Genomic DNA, 26456 nt, shown 5'->3' with positions numbered 1-26456 from the left:
TAATCCGGCCTACAACTGAGAACTCTCAGTGGTTTGTCGGAGTGCAAAGCAAGCTGCGCAACTGCGTGATTGCTGAGCACAGACATCGCAAAACCAACTTCGGCCATCCTGAAGCACCTGCTTCTGATCGGCCACACCTAGAGACACCAGGCTAGTCCATGTCGCATGTAGACTGGCTTTACCAGGAACGTGTGTCTCTCGCTCAAGCCCTCATGGCCCTCTATCGACACCTCTCGTTTGATAGCGCTTTGACGTACCTGAGCAACCACAAGGCATTCGCCTGAACCCCTGCATGGGATTGAATCGTTTAACGACCATCCCTGATGCAGCAGGGTTGTGTGGAGGTTTTATGGAAGTGCAACTGCTCGAAGCTCCGGAACCGTTTGTCAAAGCAACCGGCCAGGAGTTTGATCGTGAACGCTCTGCGTTTCTCGAAGGTCTCAAGGAAATCGTCCTGACGGATGATGACCCAGCGGACGAAGAAGCACCTTTCTAACCAAATCCCCCCTACAGGGCACAACGATGCCCTAGGGTAGTCGTGCGTGCCCAAAGGAGACACGCATGACAGCATTTATGAATCTGCACGACTTCTTACCCTTGGGGCCTGTACCCGAGGATGAGGACATTTCGCTCAGCCCTTCGATGATCAACACTGCCCAAGTGTGTATGCGCTTGGTCGGCTACAAACGTGCAAAGCTTTCCAGCGTCAGCGTTCCACAGAACCTGGTGTTTGGTAGTGCGTTGCATTGGGTGATCGAGGGTTACCTCAAGGGTTTCATCAATCCGAGCCCTGAGGAAATGGCGGAAAGGTTTGGCCAAAAGTTTGAGGCGCTTCGTGTTGGTCGGCTAATCGCCATGGCCAAAACGAAGACGACTGAGATTCAAGAGGTCATCGGACGTAAGCTTGCGATGGGTTTCCCGTCGTACTTCGAGAACCTCGGCATCCGGCCGGTGGTGATTGAAGGTAACTTCAAGCTGAAGATCGGACCGCGCGAGTACATCAACATGGTCATCGACTTTGTTGGTGTGTGCGAGCGCCCTATCTACGGCCCCGATGAAGAGTTGTTAGCCGATGTTGGTGATACGGTGATCCTCGATTGGAAAACCGCCTCCATGTCTGCTGGCGACTTGTTTGTGCAGTATGGATACCAGCTGACCTACTACTGGCTTGCGGTAACGCTTGCTTGTGATCGGCTGGGCATCAAACCGCCAAAGCTGTGCGGGTACGCGGAAGGCTTCAAGCCCAACGTGTCGAAGCTGAACAGCACCTCTCTGAATAACGCAGTTTGGAAACCCATTCACTGGGCTAAACGTCGTCAATCAGACCTTGATGAAGCAGTCGCATATGCGCTGGTCGTTGCGAAACGGCTACGTGCTGGCGAGTTCCACCGCGCGCCACACATGGGATACAACTCCCCTTGCGATACCGCTACTGGAAAGTGCGATATGGCTGGGATCTGCCTAGACGGGAGCCTAGCTGGCTACAAAAACCCGAAAGGTTTCAACCTGGCAGTTCTCGTGTGAGGTGTGTATGGAGTTCATCGATTGGATACAGGTCCGCTATTCATCACCAGTCGCGGTAATCAGTCTTCTGACTTGGTTCATCGCCTGGTGGGGTGCAGACCTACTCTCAAAAGCTAAATCCCCATTCAAGGCTCATGTGCTCTTCACGATCAGCAACCTGCTGCTCATCGGAGTGCATGCTCAGGCCGGCCAATGGGAACTGATGTTGATGGCTCTGACGTTTCTCAAAACGTCAGTCACCGGATGCATTCATCACCGTCCTACAAAACCACTCGCTGGGTCCATCACCCAGCAGGGGGAGGGCTCTGCGTAAAGGAGAGCCCTATGCAAACGAAACAAGAGCAGGAAGCCAAAGCATTTGCCGAGGCCAACGAGAGCCGCATCGCGGCGATCAGAGGTCGCTTGATGGATGCTGGGGCAGCCTTCATGCGTACTTCGATAGCGAGCCAGCTGCCTGCAATGGTGGCGAGGAAGGCCAACGAGTGCCTCGAAAAGCATGATCCGGCAATGTTCGGTTCGTGGTTACGACAAGCACCTGTTGGAAGTCCTGGCACGCAAGAGGGGGGCATGTATTGGTCATTGGTCGATGCATGCATCTTCTTCGGAGACGCAATCGGTACCCGCTGGACATATCTCACTCAAGAGGGGAGGTCGCAATACCTCGCCTGGGTAGAGATGTTCCTGGAGGAAATCAGCTCAATCGTGGATGTTGCAACTGCGGAGGTGTGTGATGCGAAGCTCTGAAATCGCTGAGCGTTATGCGCAGCGTGCCGTCAACAAACGTCGGCAACTTGAAGAGAAGCAACGCCAAGAACGACGCATGGGTGACTTTGCGCTCGTTGGATACCTTTCCGAAGGTGCCCACTTGGAGTCCGCACTTCGGAGCTTGTCTCATGAAGAGCGGATTGGTTACATCCTGAAGAACAGCGAGATGATCGCCAGTTCAGATGGAGCAGAAGGGATACATATTGTATGGGGTCCAAACCGTGCAGTATTAACCCACCGTTTGCTTACTCTGGAAATGCGTCGGCAATTCAACAATAAACACTACCTGAAGAGTTGGTGGCGAGACACCATTTTCAATGGCCGTCATGCTATTCGACACTCCATGGTAGAGCTACTTGAGAAACGGGTTAATGCCCGTCGTGAGCAAGCAAAGCAAGGCGTCTTGGGAATCGATCTAACAGTCGAGGAAATTGAAGCCGAAGCACCGCAATTCCTAGTCGATGGCGACATTGGCAAGGAGGAAAAAGCTCATTGGGAATTCTGATGTAGCTATAGCAGGTCCCTAATCTCCAGAATCCTCTGGGGATGCCGGAAAACAACTTCCGGCGGGACGCCTCGGATGTTGTCAAACCTAAAGCGCGACGGCGTAACGAGGAAATGCGATGAACTTAGTTCAACAATTGATGGTTGCGATCATCAGCGTTGTGTTAGGCGCAACTTCCGCAGAGGCTTTCAAGCCGCTTACTGGCCAAGAGCAGCAAATACTGTTCTGGGTTAGCATGGGTATGCTGGTACTGATATTCATAATGGCTGGTCTGGAGTCTCGAAAGAAGAAGCCAACCTTACGACGCAAACTGAAGACGCGAAAGCGTAAGAAGGGTAAGCGTCGTGCACGTGGTCCGTAGTCGGTGATTGATTCGCAAGAGTTAATCATTATCTATAATCCCAGGAGGGAAAACCATGTCCATCAACTTCGTTTGCACATTGATACTGCTTCTCGGCGCTTTTGGCGTTTGGATGTATGTGGAGTGCAAAAAGGGTCAGGTGTAATGGTTGTGCATTAGCGCCTTAAAACGCTAAATCTGTAGATACACCCGCCAGGGCAGTCATTGCCCTGGGCAATGATTGTTCTTGGCGGCTTCCGACTTGTCGGAAAACAATAAGAAAACAATCTCACGGGGTATATCACTATGAAACAATTAGAATCTTTTAAAAAATCAGTAAAAGCGCAATTAAATGCAATTTTACTAAGTAGCTACATCATGTTCGGTGGCGACAAGCCACTTCCTAAGCCATTGGTTAAGCCGTTGTACTTAGTGAGCATGGTTGGTTACAACGCATTCGGTGTTCTTTCCAATCTCGCAAGGGTTCTCAAGGTCTTAGGCCTTGTACGTTTGACGGGTCTGTTTGTTCCATTCAGTTTATTGGTAAGTGCAACTGCCTTTAGCTATCGAGTCGCGTATGCGGCTTTGGTTGTTGAGGTAAAACACCACAAATTAGCAATCAACGTGTAATCCACCCTTCCGGGTGAACTCGCCCGGACTACAGCCGGGCGTTTATGAAAAAACATCTCCCGATCTGTAGCGGGTAGGAGAGTCACATGAAAAACGTATTTATGGATGGTAAGAAAGCAGCAATCCAAGGCGTAAGCCACATGGATAACCCACACCAGTTTGGTTCCGAAGCCTACGATGAGTGGGCAAAGGGCTGGTTGGTAGGGGATGACCCGATCGTCTACGGACATCTGGGTCCGGTACCGGAGTATGTGGAGCAGCACGGCGCACTTGTGGCGCTGGTTTGCGAAGCAATGAAGGTCGACCCCTATGAAACACCATGGGAAGCTGGCCGCCTGGCCAGTCACAATGGTGCATCGCTTGCTGACAATCCCTATGAGCCGGAAACGGTTGATGGGGAAGAATGGGATCGCGGCTTCGGTCACGGCTCCCTGGAAAATGTCAGCAAGTCCGCACTGGTTGAAGCGATGGATCTTCCTGGCCTTCCAACCGTGCAAATCCGCCCCCATCGGTCCTTCTGGGCCGTGCTTAACAATCTCCAGATTGCGCGCTCGCTTTCCGTAGGGGAGCTTGCTCAATACATCGGGATTGGTCAGGACCGCCTCGTGGCGGCGATGACTGAGTACGGCTTTTATGACTCGGACGGCATCCCGCTGAACGAAGTTGTAGCTGCCTAAACCTGGCCCCCATCTGGGGGCCACTTCCTCCCTCCTAGTGAGCTGGACCAAACATCCGGCTCACGCCGGGTGTTTGTTCGAGGTCACTGATCTCAACCACACCTGGCCTGCGCCCAGGTGTTCAAACCTAAAAATTTGCACTGCGCGCAGCAGTAGCGAGGAAATACCCATGACTAACGTAAACACCACCACCAACATCACCGTTGAAGAAGTACAAGCTGCACTGGTTCAGGAGTACACCTCTCAGAAGTTTGAGAAGGTGATGGTTCACGAACTCTTTGGTCTGTCTCAACCGCTTCCGGGCTTAGAGCAGCCGATTCCTGTTCCTGTTGAGCGTCATCCGCTGGCCCCCAAGGTTCAAGATGGCTACGTCTTCAATGAGAAGCTGCTGCGTCGCACCCTGCTGTCCATGCGTACCCGTGACTCGATCATGTACGTTGGCGACAAGGGCACCGGCAAGTCGTCGTTCGTTCAGCAACTGAATGCCCGCCTGAATCGCCCGGTAATCAACATCAACGCCGGCCCCGGTGTTGACGAGTCCTACCTGGTTGGTTGCAAGACCATCGAGAACGGCAGCGTAAAAGCTGTAGACGGCGTGTTGAGCTATGCCTACCGGCATGGTCTGACCTGCCTGATCGACGAAATCTGCACGCTGCGTCCTGGCGTGCTGGTGAGCATCAACGACCTGATCCAAGGTGACGAAGTGGTAACACTGAAGCACCACGGTATCGACCCGAGCCTTGATCCCAAGATGCTGATGGGGCTCAACAACGGTATGACCCTCGTTCGCCACCCGGCCTTCCGCCTCTTCGCTACCGATAACACCGGTGGCAAGCAGCAGAAAGATCCGCGGTTCTCTGGTGTAAACAACCAGAACAGTGCCGTTCGCAGCCGTTTCACCTCGATGAAAGTGGGCTTCATGCCTGCTGACAAAGAGTTGGCTGCACTGACCAATACCCTGAAAGGTGGTGTGGTCGAAAACGTGCATCTGGCGATGATGGTTGAGTTTGCCTTCCGCTTCCGTAGTGCTTTCGAAATCGGCGAAGCCTTCGACAACATCTCGTTCCGCGAGCTGCGTCGTTGGGCTCTGAAGATGGAAGTCTACGGCTGCATTCATGAGTCATTCATGGATGCGATCTACGGCAACATGGAGCAGTCCGATCAACTGCTGGCTGAGCATCTTTTCGAAGAGACCTTTGGCCAACGCCTGATCCTGGACGATGTGTACACGATGTCCTGTGCTGACCAACTCGATGCAATCAAAGCCATCACGGCCGCGGCTGCCTAAGGGAGGTTGGTATGTTCTATCTGGAAAACGCATCACGGAGGTTCTTTCTCGGCTTCATCGAGAAAGATTCCTCCGTCTTCACGGCTGTTGAAGGCACTCGCGAAAAAGGTGTGTGCAGCAAAGAAGAAATGCTGTGCGCCTCACCTGAAGATGCTTGGTATCAGCTCAGTGCTCTGGTGTGCCGGAAGCGGGCAGAGGGGTTCATCCCCGCTACCGTAACCAGCATCAGCAACTACGTCCCACCAACCGACGTGTTCATGGATGCGTTCGTTATGGAGTTCACCGGGGTGTATGTGCAGTTCAGTGAACTGTCTGATGAGCAGCTCGCTGCTGGTATTCGACGCTTGCAGGAAGTCCATGCCGCTTTAGGGCGCAAGGATGTCCGTTTGGCTGTAACCGACAACTCGTTCGAGCTCGCTTCGAACGGGGCGTCGGTGAAGGTCTGCAAGCTGACCCAGCAAGAGTGGGATTCGATGCCCGCAAGGGCTAAGGACCTCTTCGGTGACCGGAAGTCGATCGATTCCTCCACCCTGCTTCCTTCGGGGGCTGGGAATTGGTGGTTTGGTACTCAAAGTGGGGTTCTGGATATCTACCTTCGCGCTTTCTTGGGCGAGGTGTGGAATGCCGGTGCCCGTTTCACCGCTAGCGGTGATTTCAACTGGGAGTTCCAACACAAGAAGCCATTCGACGTGGACGCTGTTTCACGCATGAACTGGTATCAGGATGATCCTTCGCTTCTCAACCTACTGAATCAAAGCGGCCTCTTGGGCGGCGTCACCCTCGTGGTGAAGCCCGCCCCGGTGGCAACTGGGTTCGAGCTGTTCCTGTAATCCGTACCCCCTTCGGGGGGTACACCCTCCCTCCTAGTGAGCTGGACCAAACATCCGGCTTACGCCGGGTGTTTGTTCGAGGTCACTGATCTCAACCACACCTGGCCTGCGCCCAGGTGTTCAAACCTAAAAATTTGCACTGCGCGCAGCAGTAGCGAGGTAACACCATGAAAGCTCTGACCAATTTCGCAAAGAACCTGATCGCAAAGATTGACGCTGCCCTGGACTACTTCTGGGTGGGGATCGTTCTGTATCGCATTGAGCGCAAAGTTTCCGAGCTGTACTGGAAGCGGGCTGCTTATGTTCAGGACTATCACGTCCATGTCTTCTTCAAGGTTCCGACCCAAAAACTGGAAAAGCTGCGCCACCAGGCAAAGCGTCACGCGCTTCAAGCTCAACTGATCAAGGAGTCCTTCAAATGAATGCTGTCGTAAAACATCGGCCGCGTTCGGCCAAAGAGCAACAAGACGGTTGGGCCAGCTTCCTTCGGGTGCTGGCGCGTAACTCAAAGCTGAAGTTCCGCATCGGCAAGAATGTGGGGCCAAGCACTGATGGCAAGACGATCAACCTGCCGGCACTGCCGGCAAACCTGACCCCGGAAGACCTGGTGCTGTTCAAGCGCTTTGGTTATCACGAGGTTGGTCATTGCATGCACAGCGACATTGAACACTTCATGGCCTTTAGCAAGGAGCACGGCAGAAATGCTCAGTTCATGCTGAATGCCCTGGACGACGTGTTCATGGAGGAAGCGCAAGCGCGATTCTCCAAAGTTGCTGAACGGACTTTCCGTGAAGGCATTGCACTGATGGTCGAACGCAAGATTTTCCGCGACGGTAGCGCCTCCCCATTCGAAGCCATTTGCTGCTATGTGCGTACTGCACTGGGCGCTCGCAAGTGGCCTGAGTTTGTGGGCATGCGTGACATCGTTAAAGAGAACTTCGATAAGCACTTCGGCGAGCACGCAGATGACCTGCGCGCGACCCTGGATGAAATCCTGTTCCGTGAGTTCCCGAACGTCCGCAGCACTAAAGACGCCGGCATGCTCACCCTTCGCATCCTCGCGATGCTGAAGCAGCAGAGTCAGCAACAGGAAGAGCCCAAAGACAAAGAAGAGCCAGAGGAAGATCAGGATCAGTCGAAAGACGATTCTGAAGATTCCGAAAGTGATTCGGACAGTTCAGAGGGTGACGATGAATCTGAAAGCGATGAAGGCGGTGATGCTGGCGACGAAGAGCAATCTGAAGGCGACAGCGACGACGATTCGAATGAGGGTTCTGGTGAGTCCGACGACCAAGACGGCGACGATAGCCAAACTGGCAGCGGAAGCGGCTCCAATGGGGACGAAGATGCTGATGGCGAAGAGGGTGATGATGCTGGGAACGGGAAACCGTCTCTGGCTCAGATCCTCTCCGAGGCACTCGAAGAAGAAGTCGAGGAAGGCGAAGTGTGTGATGTACGCAAGTACATCGAGCAACTGGCTGAGGACGTGCGGTATGGCGATCATCCTGATTATCAGGGTGAGATGCCGGTTCCGGACTTCGAGATTGATGGTGAGCCCGTAAGTCAGCAATCGACTCGCGGGGCTGGGAAGACCGATCTTGTTGAGGGGATGCTTGTTTGCCCTATCGACAAGGAGATCTCGAACGAAGTTAGCAAGGGCATGGACCGCAAGTTCCAAGTCCTGGCGACCAAGCTCCAATGCCTGCTGATGTGCCAAGACGAAGCGGATGTGCAAGTAACTCGCCGCGGTCGCATTGGGGAAAGCAACCTCTATCGCTTTGCTCTTGGGGACACCCGTTTCTTCGAGCAGGTTGATGAGGTAGAGCGGGTGGCTGCTGCGGTTTCGATCGTAGCTGACCTTTCCGGCTCGACCTGCACCGCCGATGCCAATGGCGTAACAGCGTTCAGCTCTATCCAGAAGTCGCTGATGATTATGGAGAAGATGCTGGATCAACTGGGCAACCCGCGAGAAATCATCGGGTTTGCGCCGTGTACCGGTCAGTTGTCTACGGTTGTTCGTACCTTCGGGGACGATCACCTGACGGCGATGGGTCGTATCGGCGGTCTGAGCCACGTAGTAGGGGGTGGTCACACCCCTATCGGCGAAGCTGTGTTCAGCGCAACCAATCGCATCCTGTCTCACCAGGCTCAACGGAAAGTCATGTTCGTAATGACTGACGGTGCGCCGAGCAATGTCGATCTGGCTGTTGAACATACTCAGGCTGCGCAAGCAGCCGGAGTGACGGTGGTGTATCTGCTCATTGGCTCGGCCGTTCGTTCGGACTGGCTTCATGATGCAGGCATCCCGTTTGCCCATGCTGTAAATGCTGACGAGCTCTGCCCAGTCCTGCTGGAGCAAGCACAAGCGTTGCTTATGTAAGTCAAACCCACCCCCTTCGGGGGGTGGTTCCCTCCTAGTGAGCTGGACCAAACATCCGGCTCACGCCGGGTGTTTGTTCGAGGTCACTGATCTCAACCACACCTGGCCTGCGCCCAGGTGTTCAAACCAAAAAATGCACTGTGCGCAGCAGTAGCGAGGCAACAACCATGACTAACAAAGTAATTTCCGCAAACACCAACGAAGACCGCGTAGTAATCATCAACCTGGCTATCAGCGCTTTGGCGACTGAGCGTCAAATCGATCTCGATCACCTCGGGATCAAGGTTGAAGAACTGCCGGAAGCAAGCAAGAAACTGCTGCGGGAGAAAATCTTCTCTCAGGAGTTTCTCCGCAACTACAGCTACATCCGTGAGCTGGCAGAGGCGGCTGTTTCTGCTGGCGGGTCGACCAAAACCGAGCTGGGTGCCGTAACAAGCTTCAGCGAGGCAATTGGTAAGGTCCGCGTACTGCGCGATCTGAAACAACAGTGGGAGGAACGTGTTCGACTCGATGAGTCGCGCTACGACGCCATGTGTGCTGAGCACACCCTGGCTACCTCCCAAGCAGCTATTGCGGCTGGTGCTGATCCCGTCCAGGTGAACATCCTGGTAACGGCGATTCAGGAAAAGCAGCCGCGTTGGGAAGAGGTAAAGAGCAAGCTCAAGTTCAACTACACCGCCACTCCGGTGTCGCTGGATGAAAGTGAGTTTGACGCTGATCTGTTCGAAGCGCAGCGCGACAGCGTTGTAGCGATCAGAGATGGCGTCCTCGGAAGCCTTGTGCAGTTCGTCTGCAAGGAGGCCAAAGAGATGCTGGAGAACCTGCAAAAGCAAGAAGCGAAGAAGGGCTCGATCAACCTGCGTGTAAACCCGCGCACCGTTGCTCGCGCTCGGATGATGCAAGAGAAGCTCAAGTCTCTGGCGTTCATTCACCCGCTGATTCGCCCGCTGCACACCGAGATCGCCGCGGTCTTGGATAAGGTCAGTGACACCGACGCCCTCATGGGTCGGGATTACCTGAACTTCAAGGAAATCTGCGTTGCCCTGTGCGATCAGACCTTGGTGCATGAGCGTCTTCAGAAGGGTATCCCGCTGATCAGTGTGGCCACTCCCTCGGCTTCACAAATCGCAGCTAATGCAGTCGCCGCTGCTATGCAAAACATCCAGTCGGGTGTCGCGCAGAGCACCGCTGTAACAGTGGCTCCGGCAGTGCAGGCAACTGCATCTGCTCCGGTCGCTGCTGTTGCTGCAACCCCGGTTGCGGCTCAAGCAGCTGTACAGCCCGTTGCCCAAGCTCCCGTTGTCGCGCAAGCGGCCCCGGTCCAGCAGAAGGCTCCGGAAGTGCAGGCTGGGTTCTTCCTCTAACTAAATCTCAACAAACCCTTACGGGCCACCACGCCCGTAGGGGAGTGGTGCGCTCAAGGAGTGCATCATGCAAAAGCAAGTTGATCTTTTTGGCTTCGACACTGTTGGGCTGAGCTTCAATGAGCAACAGGAAGTGAGGGCCGTAACTCGGAAACCATCGGTAACGGTGGTGATTGCGGATTTCGGTGAACGTGACCGAGCGTTTCGCTAATACGTGACCGGTGCTTCCACCCCGGTTGCGCGGGTTCTGGATTGTAATCGCATCGGTCACGATGCGGCTTGTTCCTCGGCTTTTTTTCGGCGCAGCGACTCGCCTTTCATCGTCAGTCGGTAGGCGTTGTGCACCAGGCGGTCGAGGATGGCATCGGCCAGGGTCGGGTCGTTGATCCAGCCGTGCCAGTGCTCGATGGGCAGTTGGCTCGTCAGGATGGTGGAGCGGCTGCCAGCGCGGTCGTCGATCACCTCCAGCAGGTCATGCCGGGCTCCTTCCTCCAGCGGGGCTAGCGCCCAGTCGTCCAGCACCAGGACGTCGACCTTTGCCAGCTGTTGCAGGGTACGGCCGAAGCTGCCGTCGCCATGAGCGATGCGCAGTTGTTCCAGCAGGCGCGGGGTGCGCAGGTACAGGGTGCTATAGCCCTGGCGGCAGGCCTGGTTGCCCAGGGCGCAGGCCAGCCAGGTTTTGCCGGCACCGGTCGGGCCGGTCAGCAGCAGGTTGTGCTGCTGGCGGATCCAGTCGCCACTGGCCAGGGTGGCGATCAGACGCTCGTCCAGGGCGCGTCCGGTGCGGCGGTCGAGATCTTCCAGGCAGGCGTTGGCGTACTTGAGCTTGGCCTTCTTGCGCAGCCGTACCAGGCGCTGGTTGTCACGCCAGGCCAGTTCGCGGTCGAGCAGTAGGCCGAGGCGTTCATCGAAGCTCAGGCTGTGGCTGGCCGGCAGCGTCCATTGCTCTTCCAGGGCGCGGGCCATGCCGTCCAGGCGTAGCTGGTGCAGTTGATTCAGGGTGTGTTGCGGCATCATCGAACAGCTCCTGTTGCGGGGGTTGGTAGTAGTCGGCGCCACGGACGTTCTCGTGGTCGCCGGGTAAGGTCGTTTCGGCGGCACGCTGGGGCAGCGGCTGTTGATCCAGGCCTTGCTGGAGCAGGTTGCGCACGCTGCGCCCGGTGAAGGCGCGCAGGTGTACGGCACGTTCGGCAGCGGCTTCCAGGCGTGCATTGCCATAGCGCCGGGCCAGCGAGAGCAGGCCGAGGCAGGCGCGGTAGCCCATCTCCGGGTGCGGCTTGTGGGTCAGTTGGTGATCGATCAGTTGGCGCGTGTAGGGGCCGATCCGCGCGCCCCAGTCGAGCAGGCGTTGTGGCGTCCATTCGCGATGCGCCTGGTGCGCCGCGGGCATGTGCTCGCGCTGGGTACTGTAAGCGCCGCGTCGCCCCAGCAGCAGGTGGCTGGCCACCCGCCGGTTGCCATGCAGCACTTCCAGGGTGTGTGCCGTCAGTCGCACGTCCACGTTCTGCCGGGCCAGGGCGGAGGGCACGCTGTAGAAGCTGCCATTGACCTCGATGTGGTAGTCGATGCTGACCTTGCAGCGCTTGAAGGTGGCGACCTCGTAGGGATGCACCGGCAGCGCTCGCAAGGCCGGGCGATCCAGGCGCTCGAACCAGTCGCGCCGGCAGCCATCGAGCCGCTTGAACGGGCGCCGATTCAGATCCTCCAGCAGCTCGGCGATGGCCTGGTTAAGCGCATGCAGGCTGAAGAACTGCCGATGGCGCAGCCGCGCCATGATCCAGCGCTCGACCACCTGCACCGCCACCTCGGCCTTGGCCTTGTCCTGAGGCTTGCGTGGCCGTGCCGGCAGGATCACCGTCTGGTAATGACGCGCGCACTCCAGCGTGGCCCGGTTCAGGCCCGGCTCGTAGCGATCCGGCTGGGCGACCAGGGCGCGCGGATTGTCCGGCACAACCATTTCCGGCACGCCGCCAAAGTAGGTCAGAGCCTGGCCCAGCGAGGTCAGCCAGTCCACCTGGGTTTCGCCTGGCGTCGCGCAGGCATAGGTGTAATTCGAGGCGCCCAGGGCGGCGACGAAGATGTGCGCCCGGCGCACTTCGCCGGTGGCCGGGTCGACCACCGGCAGCGTCGGCCCGGCATAGTCGATGAATAGCTTCTCGCCCGCACGGTGCAGCTGACGCATCGAACGTTTGAGCGTCTGGGCGTAGCGCCGGTAGTGCTCGACGAACTGGGTGTAGCGGTAGGTCGGCTGGCCCGCATGCGCGGCGAGATATTCCTCCCACAGCAGCTGCAAGGTCACGCCCTTGCGTCGCAACTCGCGGTGGATGCTCAGCACATCGGGCAGCACTCGCTCACCGCGCGGCTTGTTCGTCGACGTCGGTGCAAACAAGGCGGCCGCCAGCGCGGCCTCGTCCATGGCCACCAGCGCCGGCCAGTCCAGCCCGGCCACCCGCGCCGCCGCGATGTACTTGCTAACCACGCCCTTGGACAGCTGCAAGGCACGGGCAATCTTCTCGTGGGACAAGCCGGCCTCAAACTTGAGGCGCAGACATTCTTTGATGTTTCGCATGGCTACTCGCGGCGCCGCCATCTTCCTCTCCCGAAATCGGTCGAGGATGGCGGCGCATCAGGTCATGCGCAACGAAGGGGAAGGCTTTCGCTAAGTCGTGACCGGCGATTTCGGTAAGCCGTGACCACCTGTTTCGGAACAGGCGGAGAATCGGTCACGTTGCTACCGAAATGAGCGGTCACGATCAACCGAAACGGCCGGTCACGGTGCTCCGAAATCCGCATACCTACAGGCCTGCAATTCTGGCTGGTACCCACACAAGGGGCTCCATCCTGAGGTCATTGCACGCTACATGGGAGAGGGGAGTGGCGCTCCCAGCTGCCCAGGGTTCAAAGAGCTATGGGCAGAGCAAGCCAAGGTATCCTTCGACGAGGATGGGGTTACCCGATATGCGAATAACCGCCGACTCAAGCGGCTGACTCGCGCGAAAGCCAAGGCCGCCGGAGAGGTTGTCCTGCTGGATGAAGAGCTGTACGCGACCAACTATGAAGGCTTCTTCGATGCGGTCAAGACGGCAACGCATGTCCGCGTAGCAGAGGGGAACCTATTCGGGTGCTCGGTGCGTCAGCGCTTGTGGTTCTACGACCGGCTGGACTTGCAGCCGGTATTCGCGGAAGGCCTGGACCGTCACGACTGCGAGGCCTCGATCATTGCTCACTCGCTGGCCGGCAATTACCACTCGCTGCGGATCAGTGACAAGGACATCTGGTCATTCGTCCGGCGCAATCCAGGTCACCAGCTCACCCTCAAGATCATCGATGCGCTGACGGCTGTCCGTACCGATAGGTCGGTTTCACGCGGTCAGGGATTTTCCATCCTTGAGTCAGGACTTGAAGTCTCCTTCAAGTATGAAGACCTGATTTTCTGGGCATTGGCTGCTGACCTGCCGGATGACATTGAGCGACTGGTTCTGGCGACACCACAGCTCACTCTGACGCTTAACTCAGCGGTATTCCTTGATCGCATTACCCCTAGTGCAATGGCCTTTCAGCGGATATCGAGATCCCTTGAGGCGAAAGCGTGAAGCCCCGAGGGTCACATGCACTTGCGGCAGGCCTGGCGCTTTCTGTATGCCTGCCGGCCCATGCGTTTCCAATTCTGATCGCGGGGGTAGGCACTGGCTTGCTTGGAGCTGTATTCCTCCCGCTCGCATTGCTGCTTGCACTGGTGCTGGCGCTGCTCTGGAGCCGGCCGGCGAAGAACGGGGCGGCGTTTCATCCGCGACTGGTCACACCTGTTGCTTGCGGGCTGGCGGTATTTGCCACCCTGGCGGTCGTAACGCCGAGCTGGAAGGAGAAGGCTGTTGAAGCCCTAGCTGTAGAGGCAGAGCCCTCTTCGGCGGCAATTACGGTTCGATTCGAGTATCTGGGGAAGGAAGAGCAATCCCAGCTTTCCCAAGCGATGGATGCTGACTCTTTCATCCAAGGCGTGATCGATCGTCGGCTAGAGGTTTTCTGGCTCGACAAGAGCAGAGTGAGCCAGTTCAGGGATATGCCTAATCGGTTCTCTATCGAGGACGTTAGCGAAGACCCAACAGCACTCACGCAGGCTATTGAAGGCTCGACCAAGCAGGTTGTCCTGATCGATGACTCTGGTGCTCTTGCCGGTTCAATTGCGCGCGATATCGCGCAGCACTTTGATGTTGATGTGAGATTTCTCGCCGGCGGCACGAATGGCTTGAATGAGGCGCTTTGGGCTAGTTGGCAGCTGTCCGATACCCAAGGTTCATTGGAGTTTGGAGAGTGGCAGCAACACCTTCGCGGCAACCCGGACACCGCAGTGCTGTCGGTTGTGGTTCCAGATGAGTTTCAGGTCGACGGCTGGATTCATGGCGACTACGGACTCCCGATAGGAGCCTACCTGGCTGGCTTCGACTATCTGACCAAGCAGCTTGAGGGGCGATCAGTCCTCATCTCCGGGGCAGAAAATACGTTTACCGGCCATACCTGGCTGCTCGTAAGAGCGATGCGGGCCGCTGGGCTGGATGTTAAGTACATCAGGCCAGAGCCAGGCGAGCGTCTGGTAAAACCGCCTTACGTGAGCCCATATCAAGGCTCAGACACAATCATGCCCCTGGACGAAGCGCTGCTCATTGGCGAGATGGTTGGAGGGGTAACCTTTCTCGACTTTCAGGGCGCAGGCCATGCAAACGACGATTCGCTGTCCTCCGCCACGGTCGTGCGTATCGGCGCAGATCGGGTGGCTAAGGGCGAGCTTGGCCCGGCAATTCAGGCCCTAAACCCGGATGGCGCGAGATTCATCGGGGTGGCCTATGACAAAGCAAGCCTGTACCACGCTGTCATGGCCGGCGAGATGGTTTCGCGAAGCGGTGGAGTGTGGCTTGGTGTGGCCGTGCACCCTGATGCTCTTGACGGCGACTACCACCCACTCACCCTCGATTCCTCGGCGTTCAGATTCCTACTGACGGGCTCGACGGTTGTCATAGCGCAGGTAGGGGCTGCTCTCATTTCTATCGCGGGCGATAGCCCTGAACCCGCGCTGTTCTTTGCCTGCATGTTGGCAGGGCTTGCCCTTGGCATCAGGGCGACGTTCCTTCGGTGGGCGGCAACCGGGCTTGCAATGCTCGCTGCCCATTCAACTCTGCTGGCAGATAGCTGGATTCTATCCAGTGCCCTATCAGCCAGCCGGGCCGTTGGCATTTGCCTGGTGGCATTTTCAATCGGTGCGCTTATTTCCAGGGAGATGAGATGGCATGTGCGTCAGCCAGATCAAGCTCTCCCACCGAAGATCGCCCTTCTGCTGGAAGCGCGGAAACTAGGTTTCAGGATTCCCAAGACGACGGTCATCAGTCGGCAATCAATCTCTACCGGGAAGCTCCCCCTGATCAGCACAAGAAGACGGCTGATCGTACGGTCAGCAGCCCGCTCGGAGTCTTCTTCATACCGATCAGCTGGCCTTTATGAGTCAATCAGGCTTCCTGTTGGAGGGGACCTCTGGGCGGCGGTAGATCGTGTGCTGGCTGCCGAAGAACAAGAAGATGCGAATCCAAGCTGCTTTGTTCAGCCCCTGATCTCGGAGGGGATTTTTGGTGTGCTGATGTTCGGGAGTGGTCCGGACGCGCACATGGTCTTGGGTGAGTACGGGCTCTCGGACAGTGTTACAGCCGGCCGCGGGCGGGCGCGCAAGTTGTCTCTGCCGATCTGGTCTGCTCGAACCGCAGACGGCTACTGGTCTGCTCCTGTGAATGCCTTGCTAAGACTCAACGAGAGCCTAGGAGCGACAGGAATTGAATTTGCCATCACTGAGTCGGGCGATCTGACGCTGCTGCAAGTGGTGGTCGACACCAATGGGCGCGAGTCACTGGGCCGTATCAAGCGAATGGCCAAGAAGCGTGTCGCCTTGGCGGCATCTCATGCTGACCCGCTCACTGCGGCAGCCATGGCGGCGATGGCAATGGGAGGCGAGCAAATCGCGGTCGGGAAATGCCGTTTCGTGCTTGAGCAACCGCTGCGCCGAGTCATGCACGCCTTTGCCGATGATTCAAAGCACCTACTTGGTTGGTTCTCGCCGGCGATGTTCTTTAGTCTGCCGGCAGATCAACTTGAGGCATTGTTTGATGAGCTTGACGCTGCCCGCGCAAGGTATCGCCGCGTATCCACATTCGACCTTACTGCTGGAGACACGGAGCTGATGGAGCACCTCCGAGCAGAGCTGGCCAATGCACAGGCGATTTACGGACGCTTCAGCCGCCTTACAACCCTGGCTGTCGAGATAACAGGGGTGAGGCTTGCTCGCAAGATCGGTGAGCCTATCACCCGCGTCAAGGCGCGCTGCTCGGAAGCGTTCGATGCTGAGCTGAACTGGATGGCCCCTCTGTTTGCTGAGTTGCTGGTGCGCGGTCTTTGCGAGCCAGCCTGCCGAACCATAGGCACTTCACTTGGGCAGGTGCCCCCTAAAGGGGCGCTTGAGATCGGCAGCGCGAACGGGGTCGTTACGATCAAGGAGCTGTTCGAAGGAGTAACGCTCGAATCCGCTTCAGTTTGGAATGTCCCGGCATCTGGCTTCAGGGCAACCCTTAGTTCGTCCAGCAACTTCATGCCTGGTGACGCGCTGCTGATCGAAGACACAGACATCATGTACCTGCCGCAATTGGAGCAGTGTTCTGCCGTCGTTTCGATCAATGGTTCCGCGTTATCTCACCTGATGCAGCATGCCCGCCGGCTTCACATCCCCTACGTTGTTGGCGCTGGCATTAAAGGTGGTGGCCAGTTCAAGCAACGAGAGGTGGTTATCAAGCCCACCGGGGAAGTGCAGCATGCATAACGCCCTCGACATGCTGAATGTGTGCATAGCTCCAACAAGGCTGTGCAACCTCAGCTGTACGCACTGCTATGTCGACCCGGCTCTGCTTCGCGACAAGAGCATGATGAGTGAGGAACACTTCCGCGCCTCGTTTGATCGCATAGAGGAACTGTTCCGGCGAGACGCTAAGGTCAGCAAGATCAACATCGAGCTGCTAGGCGGTGAGCTAACCATGATGCCGCTCGAATACTGGCGCAGAAACCTCCCATGGGCTCTCGACAGAATGGCTTCATGGGCAAACATCTATGACGCAGAAGCAGCGCTGATTTGGTGCACCAACCTGATCTTCAAGGATGAAGGGTATGTCGATCTGCTCAATGACATGGGCAGGGCCTATGGGTATGGCTTCGATGTGTTCGTTCCCTGGGAGCCTGACACCAATCGTTTCCTCAAGAACGACAAGCTGTTGCCCCGGTACTTCAAGACCCTCGAAGCCCTGACAGAGATCAGCCGCAAGACGCTCTGCATTACGATGAGCCGGGGCGTCATCGAGCGCGGCCCTCAATTTATCGTCGATGAGTTCGTGAGCCGCGGCATCACTGACATCACCTGCGACATGCTCTATCCGGCAGGCAGCGGCAAGGCGTACTTCCTGAAGACATGCACCTACGGTGAGGTGTCGCAGTACATCCTGGAACTCAAGGATCTGCTCCCGGCGCACTGCACGATATCGCCGTTTTTGGAAATGGAAGAATCGTTCCGGTCCTTGACCCACTTCCACTATCCAGGGAACGACACCTATGACCTGGAAATCGAGCCTGACGGGCTGGTGACGTTCAATTCCTCCTACACGGCGGATGAGGCGGTTTTCCCAACGGAGCCGCTTTCGGTGACTGATCCGGGGTTTGCCCTCAAGGCAATCTTCAACAACTCACCTGAGTTAGTCCTACGGCACACCATGCCCTACAAGGAGTGTGAGGGGTGCCGCTATGCAGTCGTCTGCTCTGGAGGCTGGGCATGGCACAAGGGGCTAGATCACAACATGTCGAGCCTCATTGCGCACGGCGATTGCGCGGGGCTGCGTAAGGTATGGGATGCCGCCACCGCGGGCACGCCTGAGGCAGACCGAAGCGTCTACCTGGAATCGAAGCGCCGCATGTACCAGCGCGGCTCAGCAATCAAAAAGGTATCAGCGCGCAACGAGCCGATCCGGGAGTCGGATTTCGTCGATGACTATGAAACCTACTTCAGTCAATTCGACGGCTACCGGGAAGTGGTCATGTCCACCGGGAAGCTCTTTGGTAAGTCCTGGGTCGAAAGGCTTTTCTTCTACGACGCAATTGGTTGCCAGGTCCGGGCGGATTCAGCTTGGTACGCGCTTGCCGTTGCCGAAGGCGGGCAGGAGCTATTCAGGCATATCTGCTACCGGAACTTCCAGCAACTCAACTTCGACGATTCCCTCGTGGTTGACGTGCTTCGATCAAACCCCGAGTGGAAGCTTGCCAGGCAGATCCTCAAGGCCATTGAACTTGCAGCAGCCGGCGAAGATCCGGGGGCTGCATTTGGGGCCGGGCATCACGAAGAAGCCATCGAGCTGGCGATCAGATCCGCAGTACAAGGGGGTGCACAATGAGCCCGAGACCTTTCACCCTGCATATCCGGATGACGAAGCACTGCAACGCCGACTGCTCGTATTGCAGTAGCTTTGAGCAGGTAGACACCGGGCGCATGTCTCCGGAGAGCTTTGAGAAGGCAGTCCAGTTCATCTTTGGTACCGCCATGAAGCGTTTGGGGGTCTCGCCCACTCACATGACTGCCCAGTATCTGGGTGGAGAGATTCTCACCTATCCGATTGCCGACCTCACCAGGTGTGTCTCCTACTTGCGTGATACTGCCGCCCAGCATGGCATGGGGTTCATGGATGGATGCCAGAGCAACCTCATTGGCTCAGTTGCGAAGGTCGACGGCCTATACCGGCTGTTCAATGGGCGAGTCGGCACCTCGGTGGACTCCCGTGGGCAGAGCAGAACTGTCCAAGGCTCGGCGGAGAAGTACCGCCTGATCTGGCAGGAATCGGATAGCTTCCTTCGAAATAACCGAAGCACCCCCGGCGCGGTTTTCGTCCTCGATAAGGATGGCCTCGAAAATGCTGAGCACGAGGTAAAGCGGGCTCTACTACAGGGCCGCGCAATAACCCTCCGGCCGGTTTTCCAAGGAGGAACCCCCGGTCAGCAACTGCTCGGCGCGGAAGATGCCAGGGCCGTATTCATGGCTGCCTTTGAAAAATGGTTCATGGCCAGCCCGATCATCATTGAGCCGTTCTTCAGCATGGCTCAGCACCGACTAGAAGAGTTGTCTGGGAACGCTTCCAGTATTGGCACGGCCTGCGCTTTTCAGTCCGATTGCACGAAGAAATCGCTTTCCCTTGAGCCGAACGGCGACCTCTACCTCTGCCAGGAGATGGCGGATGCGGGCCTTTTCCGAATCGGGAACGCGGTCACCGGCGAATGCGATCTCGACACTGTTGAGGCTCTCGGTAGTCGTAGCTCAAATCTGCACGAGGATTGCCGGCAATGCCCCTACCTTGCCACCTGCCAGGGAGGGTGCATGTTTGAGGCTGTGCAGCAGGGAAGGGGGCTGTCCGGCAAGAGTTATCACTGCCTTAGCTGGAAGGCCCTTTTTGCGAGCATTGACGATGGCATCAAGACGTTCGGTGCTGGCGCAGTTAGAGAGTGGCTGCATCGCCTCGACGTGCGGAACCGTAATGCCCTGAACGACGGGCTTGCAAAGCTCAATCAAGTGTCGCTGGAGGAATGCGCGGATGCTTAATGAAATCTACCGGGACGGTTTCTACGTCACGAGCATCCCCAGAGAAGAAGCTGATCGGCTTTTGGCCCTGGTGAAGGCGGATACATTCCTGCCGGATAGACCCGGCAACCCTGCCATTGCCGCGTGGGAGTCAGACAACCCCTCCCACAACAACAACGTGCCTGTTGAATACATGGCCTTCATGGAGGCCCTTGGGTCTGGCCCAGACATGGAGCACTTGCGGTGCCATATGGGCGCTTTCTCACGAATCAATGTGATGCTTCAGCGCGGCAAAATTGGCGACTCGATGAGCTGGCACCACGACTCTTACGATCCGATGCACGTCGTTTGCATGCTGTATCTCAGCGAAGACACATGGGCTCCTGACGACGGCGGTGAGCTTTGGATAGGGCATGGCGACGTGGACGAGAAGGGGTTTCTTCTTGATCCAGGCGCGGTCGAGGTAAAGGGCCGGGTTCAGCCAAACCATGGCACCCTGGTTTGGTGCCTCAACACGAATCCGCGATGGGTTCATTCAGTGTCGAAGATCGTTGCTGACAAGTGTCGCTACTCCCTCATCGGCCAATTTGGCTACCGGGAGAACGTACTGCGATCAAACATTCGTTCGCGATACGGAGACACTTGGCGTTGAGTTCGTCGACGGTAATCCCACTGAAGCGGTTTGAATTCAGTGCAGCCATAGCGAGCGCCCCGTCAGGCATATCTGCCTGGGATCTGCTGATGAGGGTTCTCGGAACCCTGCATGACTCCCTATATGCGGTGTTGAAGCCGGACGTGCTGATCATTGGTGATGACCCGGTAATTGGACTCCTGATTGCCCTACGGGTATCCAGCGAAGGTGGGACCGCCATTCTGACCCCGAGCGGGTTATGCAAAGAGGACTGGCCTTCTGCTGATTACGGTGCCATTTCAAATTCCGAGGCTACTTGCTGGACTCCAGAGATCGCCTTGGAACTGTCCAAGTGGCTCGGGCCTGGGTTTCGCGAGGCCACTTTGGCTCGCGCTGTAACAGGTCTAACGGCAGCATGTGCTCGCACTGAGCGCGTACATCTCATAGCTGACGCGATGATTCAGACCAGTTCAGACCACTGTCGAGGGATATGGGGCAAGAAGCCGTTGTTCCCCGTTGCTCTGAATGAGATCCAAGGCCCTGTCCATCCACTGTGGACATTCATTCGCCGAGACTTGCCTGTATTGAGGTTCAACCGCCGAGAGATGGAGTTGCTGATGCCATCGAAGGTGATCCTCACCACGCACCCAAGCAAGTTTGTTGAGCAGTCATCGGCAATGACGAAAGCAGGGCTTTTCAGGGAGGGGCGGAATTATCGCGACAACTGGGAGGCTGAACGACTTGAAGACTTTCGCCATGCGGGGCTTATGACACTCCAATGATGCCGGGTATCTCCACTAGCGGTGTTGCAGGCCGCACAACCTTCCTGTTCCAGATCAACGTGACTCGCCGTTGCCAGTTGAGATGTTCGCACTGCTACATCCTGAGCGACAAAAAGGACACATCCCCGGACATGACCGAGGAAGAGTTCCTTCATGTGGTGTCAGGCATCGTCGAGCACATGAAGGCCGACTACAACTTCTCAATGCGGTACACCTACGTGGACATCCACGTCATCGGTGGCGAACCGTCGATGCTCGGTGTGGATTTCTTCAAGTCTGCGCTGCCCAAAGCCAAGGCGATGCTTGCTGAGCTCCCCCAGGAATTTTCATTCTCCATCGTTACGAACCTGGTCACCCGTGAGGCTTTGGAGGTTGCACGCCTCTTCGATAAGGTGTCGACCTCGTACGAACGGTCCACCCGCTTCAATAAGCGGAAGCAGGAAGAAATCTGGCGCTCAAACGTCCAGACGCTGATGGCCGAGTCCAAGGATCTTGCCATCCCAGGCCCTAAAGACTTCAGCGTGACTACTGCTCTGGTTCGCCCAGTGGTCGAGGCCGGTACGGGAATCATCGAAGAACTGACAGAACTTGGTTTCACCAAGATGCACTTCGGGTTCTTCATCCCAAGTGGTGATGGGGACATCAACGCCAAGCTGGTTCAGCCCAAGCATTCGGAGACTGCGGCGTTCTACATCAAGGCACTGGACTGGTACTTGGAGCACCGCAGCAACGAAGAGCTCTGGATCAATCCCTGCGAGTCGTGGCTTGAGGCCGTTTACCGGAATGTCCCGCTCGATGACGTTGTTTGCCCTATCGTCCACGGTGCCTTGGATATCGATTCTGACGGCAGGACTGTCAGTTGCATTGAGAAGGGTGGCACCAACGACTACGTGAGCCACGGGAACATCTTTGAGAAAGCCGAGAAGCAGAACTCTGACGGGACTGTGACCATGGAGTTCGTCCGCGGCATTCCGGAAGTGCTGACCTCCCAGAGCTACCTGAAAGAGGTTGCAAGTGCTCGCCGCCTCCCACTGCCATGCAAAACCTGCGACGAGCGCCATCTCTGCCAGGCCAACTGCCATGTTCTCCATGGCCAGTGGAACGGCGAGGGGGAATGTCCAGGCTTCAAGACCTTCATCAAGTACGCACGAAACCTGGTCGAGAACCATGGCGTGCTGCCCCGATCGGCGATGAAGGAAAAGGAGTCAGAGGTTGGGAACATCATTGCAATTGGCTGACGAATCTAACAAAGGGCCTGGCTTCTTCTCGATCTTCCCCATTCTCTGGAGGCTGGTATCGAGGGCAGCCAAACGCCTGTCGAACCCGAGCACCATCGTCGCTACTGAGCGAGGGGCAGGCCCTAGCGGCGAGAAAGATGAGGCTCTTGTCGAACTCGAAGAGCGCCTGATCAGAAACCCTCATCAGGCTCAACTTGATGGCAACTCAGCCGCGGCGAAATCCCTCAGCGATGGCGACCTAATTGATCAGGTGGCCCGCGGGAGCATTTATCTGCCGGCGAAGGATAAGGCGAAATCATGACCATCCTAAGAGCCCCGGCCGGGGCCCCTCAGACCATCGAGAATGGCTATTTCGTCTTCACGCTGATGCCGTCGCTGTTCTGCCAGTACAACTGCAAGCACTGCTACCTGTCGAAGGAGCAGCGCGCTGATCCCACCACTATGAGTCTTGATGACTTCCGGACAGCGTGCCTGAAGATCCATGACTTTTACGAAGAACAACGCCCTGAGCGACGGGTCATCATCGCCTACAACTACGGCGGCGAACCCACATCGACCGGGGTGGACTACTTCAAGGGCTATGTCTCCGTCATGGCCGAGGTTTTCCGCCCTGAGTTCGGGTATGAAGTGCGGCACGTAATGCTGACTTCGCTGCTCGGGGTTGACCTGGATGTGTGGGCTCCGGTTTGGCACGACCTCTGTGATGGGTATATCCAGACCTCCTACGACGGGGAAATGCGTTCCTCCAACTACGTGAGGAAGTGGGAATCGAAGGTGCGCGAGGCAATCTCGCGTGGACTGAAGGTCGCCACCATTTCAGTCGTCAACTCGGACATGCTCCGGATGGGGCCAAAATCCACCTTGGAATACCTGGCCGATCTTGGGGTGACTGAGACTGGCTGGCTGCCCTTCATGCTGAATGAGCAGAACGATGTTAGGGGTAAGTACGATGTTCTTGCCCCGACCCTATCAGCGTTCAATGACTTCATGATCGAGCTGCTGGATCACTGGTACGACATGAAGCACCGAGGCCTCGATGTGCCCGAGATCGGCGAAGCGCACTTTGCTGTTGATCGGTACCGGGGATCTGCTCAGGCCAACATGGCCGGCCAGACACTCTTCATGCTGCCTGATGGGGAAATGGTGCTCCCCAACTACAAGGACGGCTGGAAGGAGTATCTGTACTCCTTCGGTAACATCCTGAACGCGGAAAGTTCGTTCCGCGACATTCTCTGCTCCCCGCAGCGGCTTTCCTATCAGCGCCGCCAAAGTACCCGTAATGGGAACCCCGAATGCCTTCACTGCGAGTACAAGAACGCCTGTCTCTTGGAGTTCGCAAAGCCCAATAAGCCCGACGACGAGTGCTTTGGGGCCAAACGATTCATCGCCCACGCCATTAGCCGGAACTCGGTAGATCCGCTGCTTAATGACGAAGTGGCTCTTTACTAACTAGGGATGTGATTGATCAGCCATGACCGATATTCCAGCCAAGCCCACCAACCTGTACCTCACTTCCAACTTCGTTGAGACCACTGACAACAACGGTGTTTATAGCCGTATCGCGTGCGAAGGTACCTGGAAGGACCTGTTCGAAACCACGGTGGCCGAGAAGAAGAAGGCTGACCGGAAGAAGTCGTCTGACTTTACGATCGAATGGAACGGGTCACGCTATCGTTGCAACTTGGCTGACTCCTATCACGGCTACGGGCTGACCATGCGTATTCTGCCGGCCGGCGCACCGTCGTTCCGCGAGGATCTGAAACTGGATGCGAACATCGTCCTGAGCCTCCTGAAGGGGACCGGCTTGACTCTGTTCGCCGGCCAGATGGGCTCCGGTAAGTCCACGACGATGTTTGCCGCTCTGGAGCGGATGGACAAGAAGGAGCGCGGCCCGATCGGCACCGTTGAAGACCCCATCGAGGGCTTGTTGACCGGGCCTGGCGTCATCCAGCGCGAGGTTGGCACCCACGTTGACTCTTTCGCGCAGGCGATTAAGGACTTCGTTCGTCAGAACCGGCACACCATTGCCGTCAGTGAGATTCGCGACCCTGAGACAGCCAACGCAGCCTTGATGGCCGCCTCGACCGGCCACTCCGTTGTTGCAACCATCCACGCGGATAGCGCTCTGGACGTATTCCCTCGAATGCTGGCGCTGGTCGATGACAAGCTCGCGAAAATCCTTCCACGCACCATGCGTGGGATCTGGTGGCAGCATGTCGTGCGATTCGGCGATTCAGATCGAAAACCTCTGCCAGTCTACGAGTCGCTTGAGGTGACCAACGCGGTTCGGCAGATTCTTGAAGCCGGCGTCGATAAGCTCCCGCAGCTCGGGAATGAAATGCAGCGGCAGAGCAGGAAGTCTATGGCTGAGACCGCTATGCAGTTGGTGGCTCAGCGTCTTGCGACTCGTGACGAGGTGGCTGAGTTCATCAACCGCCGCGGCCGGATCAATGAATGATCATGCCAAGGTTTTCTGGGTAGTAAGTGTGGTTCCCAGGCCCAAGGACTTCAGGCTGTATTAGCGGTTCTGAAGCTGATGCAGGAGGGCAGGGCAACGGGCTGATTGATCTGACGCGTGGCACCCGGCTGGTGGATGCCCCGCGTGCCTATTGCTTATCACACCTGTACCTGAGACTTCGATAAAGCGGCCCGGCGCTCCGGCCGCAGGGTCGCCATCGAGCGTGTATCGAAGTTTTGGGTACACCTGGCTGATGCTGGCCGAGCCTGTACCTGAGACTTCGATAAAGCGGCCCGGCGCACTGCCCTCATGGCTTCCCAGCGAGCCTGAATCGAAGTTTGGGGTACACCTGGCCGCGGCTGATCACACCTGTACCTGAGACTTCGATAAAGCGGCCCGGCGCACTGCCTTCATGGCTTCCCAGCGAGCCTGGATCGAAGTTTGAGGTACACCAGCCTGCTGCCGATCACGGCTGTACCTGAGACTTCGATAAAGCGGCCCGGCGCACTGCCCTCATGGCTTCCCAGCGAGCCTGAATCGAAGTTTGGGGTACACCTGGCCGCGGCTGATCACACCTGTACCTGAGACTTCGATAAAGCGGCCCGGCGCACTGCCTTCATGGCTTCCCAGCGAGCCTGGATCGAAGTTTGAGGTACGGCGGCCGGCTGCCGTTCATAGCTGTACCTCAGACTTCGATATATCGCCCCAGCGCACCCCCCGCTGGGCCTCCAGCGCCATGGATCGAAGTTTGAGGTACACCGTCCATTCTGCCGATCACGGCCGTACCTGAGACTTCGATAAAGCGGCCCGGCGCTCCGGCCGCAGGGTCGCCATCGAGCGTGTATCGAAGTTTTGGGTACACCTGGCTGATGCTGGCCGAGCCTGTACCTGAGACTTCGATAAAGCGGCCCGGCGCTCCGGCCGCAGGGTCGCCATCGAGCGTGTATCGAAGTTTTGGGTACACCTGGCTGATGCTGGCCGAGCCTGTACCTGAGACTTCGACAAAGCGGCCCGGCGCACCGGCCGCAGCGCCGCCATCGAGCCTGTATCGAAGTTGTGGGTACACCTGGCTACTGCTGATCACACCTGTACCTGAGACTTCGATATAGCGGCGCGGTGCACTGCCCGCAGGGCTTACCAGCTGGGCTGGATCGAAGTTTGAGGTACGCCGGCCGGCTGCTGATCAGAGCTGTACCTGAGACTTCGATAAATCGCCCCAGCGCACCAGCCCGCTTGGCCTCCAGCGCAATGGATCGAAGTTTGAGGTACACCGGCCATGCTGCCGATCACGGCCGTACCTGAGACTTCGATAATGCGGCCCGACGCACCGCCCGCTTGGTCGCTATCGAGCCTATATCGAAGTTTGAGGTACGCCACCATAGCGCAGGCCACGCCGTACCTGAG

The 26456-nt window shown here is 57.1% G+C and carries 25 protein-coding genes; 23 read left to right on the top strand and 2 right to left on the bottom strand.

Annotated features, from left to right (window positions below):
• The first annotated feature begins 349 nt into the window (after nt 1-349).
• The 13 genes from BLV47_RS36335 (at nt 350) to BLV47_RS36330 (ending at nt 10514) form a co-directional block, all read left to right on the top strand.
• Nucleotides 350-496 carry a hypothetical protein gene (locus BLV47_RS36335; RefSeq protein WP_167365744.1) on the top strand — a complete coding sequence of 49 codons (147 nt, stop codon included), beginning with the start codon at nt 350-352 and terminating at the stop codon, nt 494-496.
• A 65-nt stretch (nt 497-561) separates the two neighbouring features.
• Nucleotides 562-1524: a PD-(D/E)XK nuclease family protein gene (locus tag BLV47_RS33560; protein WP_092320767.1), complete on the top strand. Its 963-nt coding sequence runs from the start codon at nt 562-564 to the stop codon at nt 1522-1524.
• Between the two features lie 7 nt (nt 1525-1531).
• On the top strand, nt 1532-1837 hold the full coding sequence (locus BLV47_RS33555) for a hypothetical protein (RefSeq protein WP_092320766.1): 306 nt from the start codon (nt 1532-1534) through the stop codon (nt 1835-1837).
• Nucleotides 1838-1848: 11 nt separating this feature from the next.
• Nucleotides 1849-2268: a hypothetical protein gene (locus tag BLV47_RS33550; protein ID WP_092320765.1), complete on the top strand. Its 420-nt coding sequence runs from the start codon at nt 1849-1851 to the stop codon at nt 2266-2268.
• A complete protein-coding gene (locus BLV47_RS33545) occupies nt 2255-2794 on the top strand; it encodes a hypothetical protein (protein ID WP_143038360.1) in 540 nt (179 codons plus the stop codon). The genes BLV47_RS33550 and BLV47_RS33545 overlap by 14 nt, the downstream gene beginning before the upstream one ends.
• Before the next feature lie 646 nt (nt 2795-3440).
• Nucleotides 3441-3764, top strand: a complete 324-nt coding sequence (locus BLV47_RS35970) for a hypothetical protein (protein WP_143038359.1) — start codon at nt 3441-3443, stop codon at nt 3762-3764.
• Nucleotides 3765-3850: 86 nt separating this feature from the next.
• Nucleotides 3851-4441, top strand: a complete 591-nt coding sequence (locus BLV47_RS33535; protein ID WP_092320762.1) for a hypothetical protein — start codon at nt 3851-3853, stop codon at nt 4439-4441.
• A gap of 169 nt (nt 4442-4610) precedes the next feature.
• Nucleotides 4611-5729 (top strand): AAA family ATPase, encoded by a 1119-nt coding sequence (locus BLV47_RS33530; protein WP_092320761.1) that lies wholly within the window; start codon nt 4611-4613, stop codon nt 5727-5729.
• A gap of 11 nt (nt 5730-5740) precedes the next feature.
• Entirely contained in the window at nt 5741-6559 is an 819-nt protein-coding gene (locus BLV47_RS33525; RefSeq protein WP_092320760.1) for a hypothetical protein, read from the top strand.
• A 167-nt stretch (nt 6560-6726) separates the two neighbouring features.
• On the top strand, nt 6727-6981 hold the full coding sequence (locus BLV47_RS33520; protein WP_092320759.1) for a hypothetical protein: 255 nt from the start codon (nt 6727-6729) through the stop codon (nt 6979-6981).
• A complete protein-coding gene (locus tag BLV47_RS33515) occupies nt 6978-8939 on the top strand; it encodes a hypothetical protein (RefSeq protein ID WP_092320758.1) in 1962 nt (653 codons plus the stop codon). The genes BLV47_RS33520 and BLV47_RS33515 overlap by 4 nt, the downstream gene beginning before the upstream one ends.
• 167 nt (nt 8940-9106) lie before the next feature.
• Complete coding sequence (locus BLV47_RS33510; RefSeq protein WP_092320757.1) at nt 9107-10303, top strand: DUF3150 domain-containing protein; 1197 nt, start codon at nt 9107-9109, stop codon at nt 10301-10303.
• A gap of 67 nt (nt 10304-10370) precedes the next feature.
• The gene (locus BLV47_RS36330; RefSeq protein ID WP_167365743.1) at nt 10371-10514 is read left to right on the top strand and encodes a hypothetical protein; all 144 of its coding nucleotides are present in this window, start codon (nt 10371-10373) and stop codon (nt 10512-10514) included.
• Nucleotides 10515-10570: 56 nt separating this feature from the next.
• Here BLV47_RS36330 and istB read toward each other — a convergent pair whose 3' ends face one another.
• Together istB and istA are read right to left on the bottom strand one after the other, a co-directional pair.
• On the bottom strand, nt 10571-11320 hold the full coding sequence (gene istB, locus BLV47_RS33505) for an IS21-like element IS1474 family helper ATPase IstB (RefSeq protein WP_062838242.1): 750 nt from the start codon (nt 11318-11320) through the stop codon (nt 10571-10573).
• Nucleotides 11208-12893, bottom strand: coding sequence for an IS21 family transposase (istA, locus tag BLV47_RS33500; protein ID WP_062838241.1), 1686 nt, complete (start codon nt 12891-12893; stop codon nt 11208-11210). The genes istB and istA overlap by 113 nt, the downstream gene beginning before the upstream one ends.
• 271 nt (nt 12894-13164) lie before the next feature.
• On the opposite strand from istA, the gene BLV47_RS33495 reads away from it, so the two are divergent.
• From BLV47_RS33495 to BLV47_RS33450, 10 genes are all read left to right on the top strand, one after another.
• The gene (locus tag BLV47_RS33495) at nt 13165-13896 is read left to right on the top strand and encodes a hypothetical protein (RefSeq protein ID WP_092320756.1); all 732 of its coding nucleotides are present in this window, start codon (nt 13165-13167) and stop codon (nt 13894-13896) included.
• 128 nt (nt 13897-14024) lie between these two features.
• Complete coding sequence (locus tag BLV47_RS33490; RefSeq protein WP_143038358.1) at nt 14025-17156, top strand: PEP-utilizing enzyme; 3132 nt, start codon at nt 14025-14027, stop codon at nt 17154-17156.
• Complete coding sequence (locus BLV47_RS33485) at nt 17149-18768, top strand: radical SAM protein (protein WP_092320754.1); 1620 nt, start codon at nt 17149-17151, stop codon at nt 18766-18768. The genes BLV47_RS33490 and BLV47_RS33485 overlap by 8 nt, the downstream gene beginning before the upstream one ends.
• Nucleotides 18765-19964: an SPASM domain-containing protein gene (locus BLV47_RS33480; protein ID WP_092320753.1), complete on the top strand. Its 1200-nt coding sequence runs from the start codon at nt 18765-18767 to the stop codon at nt 19962-19964. The genes BLV47_RS33485 and BLV47_RS33480 overlap by 4 nt, the downstream gene beginning before the upstream one ends.
• Nucleotides 19957-20595 (top strand): 2OG-Fe(II) oxygenase, encoded by a 639-nt coding sequence (locus BLV47_RS33475; RefSeq protein WP_092320752.1) that lies wholly within the window; start codon nt 19957-19959, stop codon nt 20593-20595. Before BLV47_RS33480 ends, BLV47_RS33475 begins: the two co-directional genes overlap by 8 nt.
• A complete protein-coding gene (locus BLV47_RS33470; protein WP_143038357.1) occupies nt 20592-21356 on the top strand; it encodes a hypothetical protein in 765 nt (254 codons plus the stop codon). The genes BLV47_RS33475 and BLV47_RS33470 overlap by 4 nt, the downstream gene beginning before the upstream one ends.
• The gene (locus BLV47_RS33465) at nt 21353-22594 is read left to right on the top strand and encodes a radical SAM protein (protein ID WP_244169000.1); all 1242 of its coding nucleotides are present in this window, start codon (nt 21353-21355) and stop codon (nt 22592-22594) included. The genes BLV47_RS33470 and BLV47_RS33465 overlap by 4 nt, the downstream gene beginning before the upstream one ends.
• Nucleotides 22569-22895 carry a hypothetical protein gene (locus tag BLV47_RS33460; RefSeq protein WP_143038356.1) on the top strand — a complete coding sequence of 109 codons (327 nt, stop codon included), beginning with the start codon at nt 22569-22571 and terminating at the stop codon, nt 22893-22895. The genes BLV47_RS33465 and BLV47_RS33460 overlap by 26 nt, the downstream gene beginning before the upstream one ends.
• Nucleotides 22892-24043 (top strand): radical SAM protein, encoded by a 1152-nt coding sequence (locus BLV47_RS33455; protein ID WP_092320749.1) that lies wholly within the window; start codon nt 22892-22894, stop codon nt 24041-24043. Before BLV47_RS33460 ends, BLV47_RS33455 begins: the two co-directional genes overlap by 4 nt.
• Nucleotides 24044-24065: 22 nt before the next feature.
• Nucleotides 24066-25052, top strand: a complete 987-nt coding sequence (locus BLV47_RS33450; RefSeq protein WP_092320748.1) for an ATPase, T2SS/T4P/T4SS family — start codon at nt 24066-24068, stop codon at nt 25050-25052.
• Nucleotides 25053-26456: the final 1404 nt, after the last annotated feature.

It is taken from the genome of Pseudomonas saponiphila, assembly GCF_900105185.1.
Classification (GTDB): domain Bacteria; phylum Pseudomonadota; class Gammaproteobacteria; order Pseudomonadales; family Pseudomonadaceae; genus Aquipseudomonas; species Aquipseudomonas saponiphila.
This window is presented reverse-complemented; position numbering and strand designations above follow the sequence as displayed.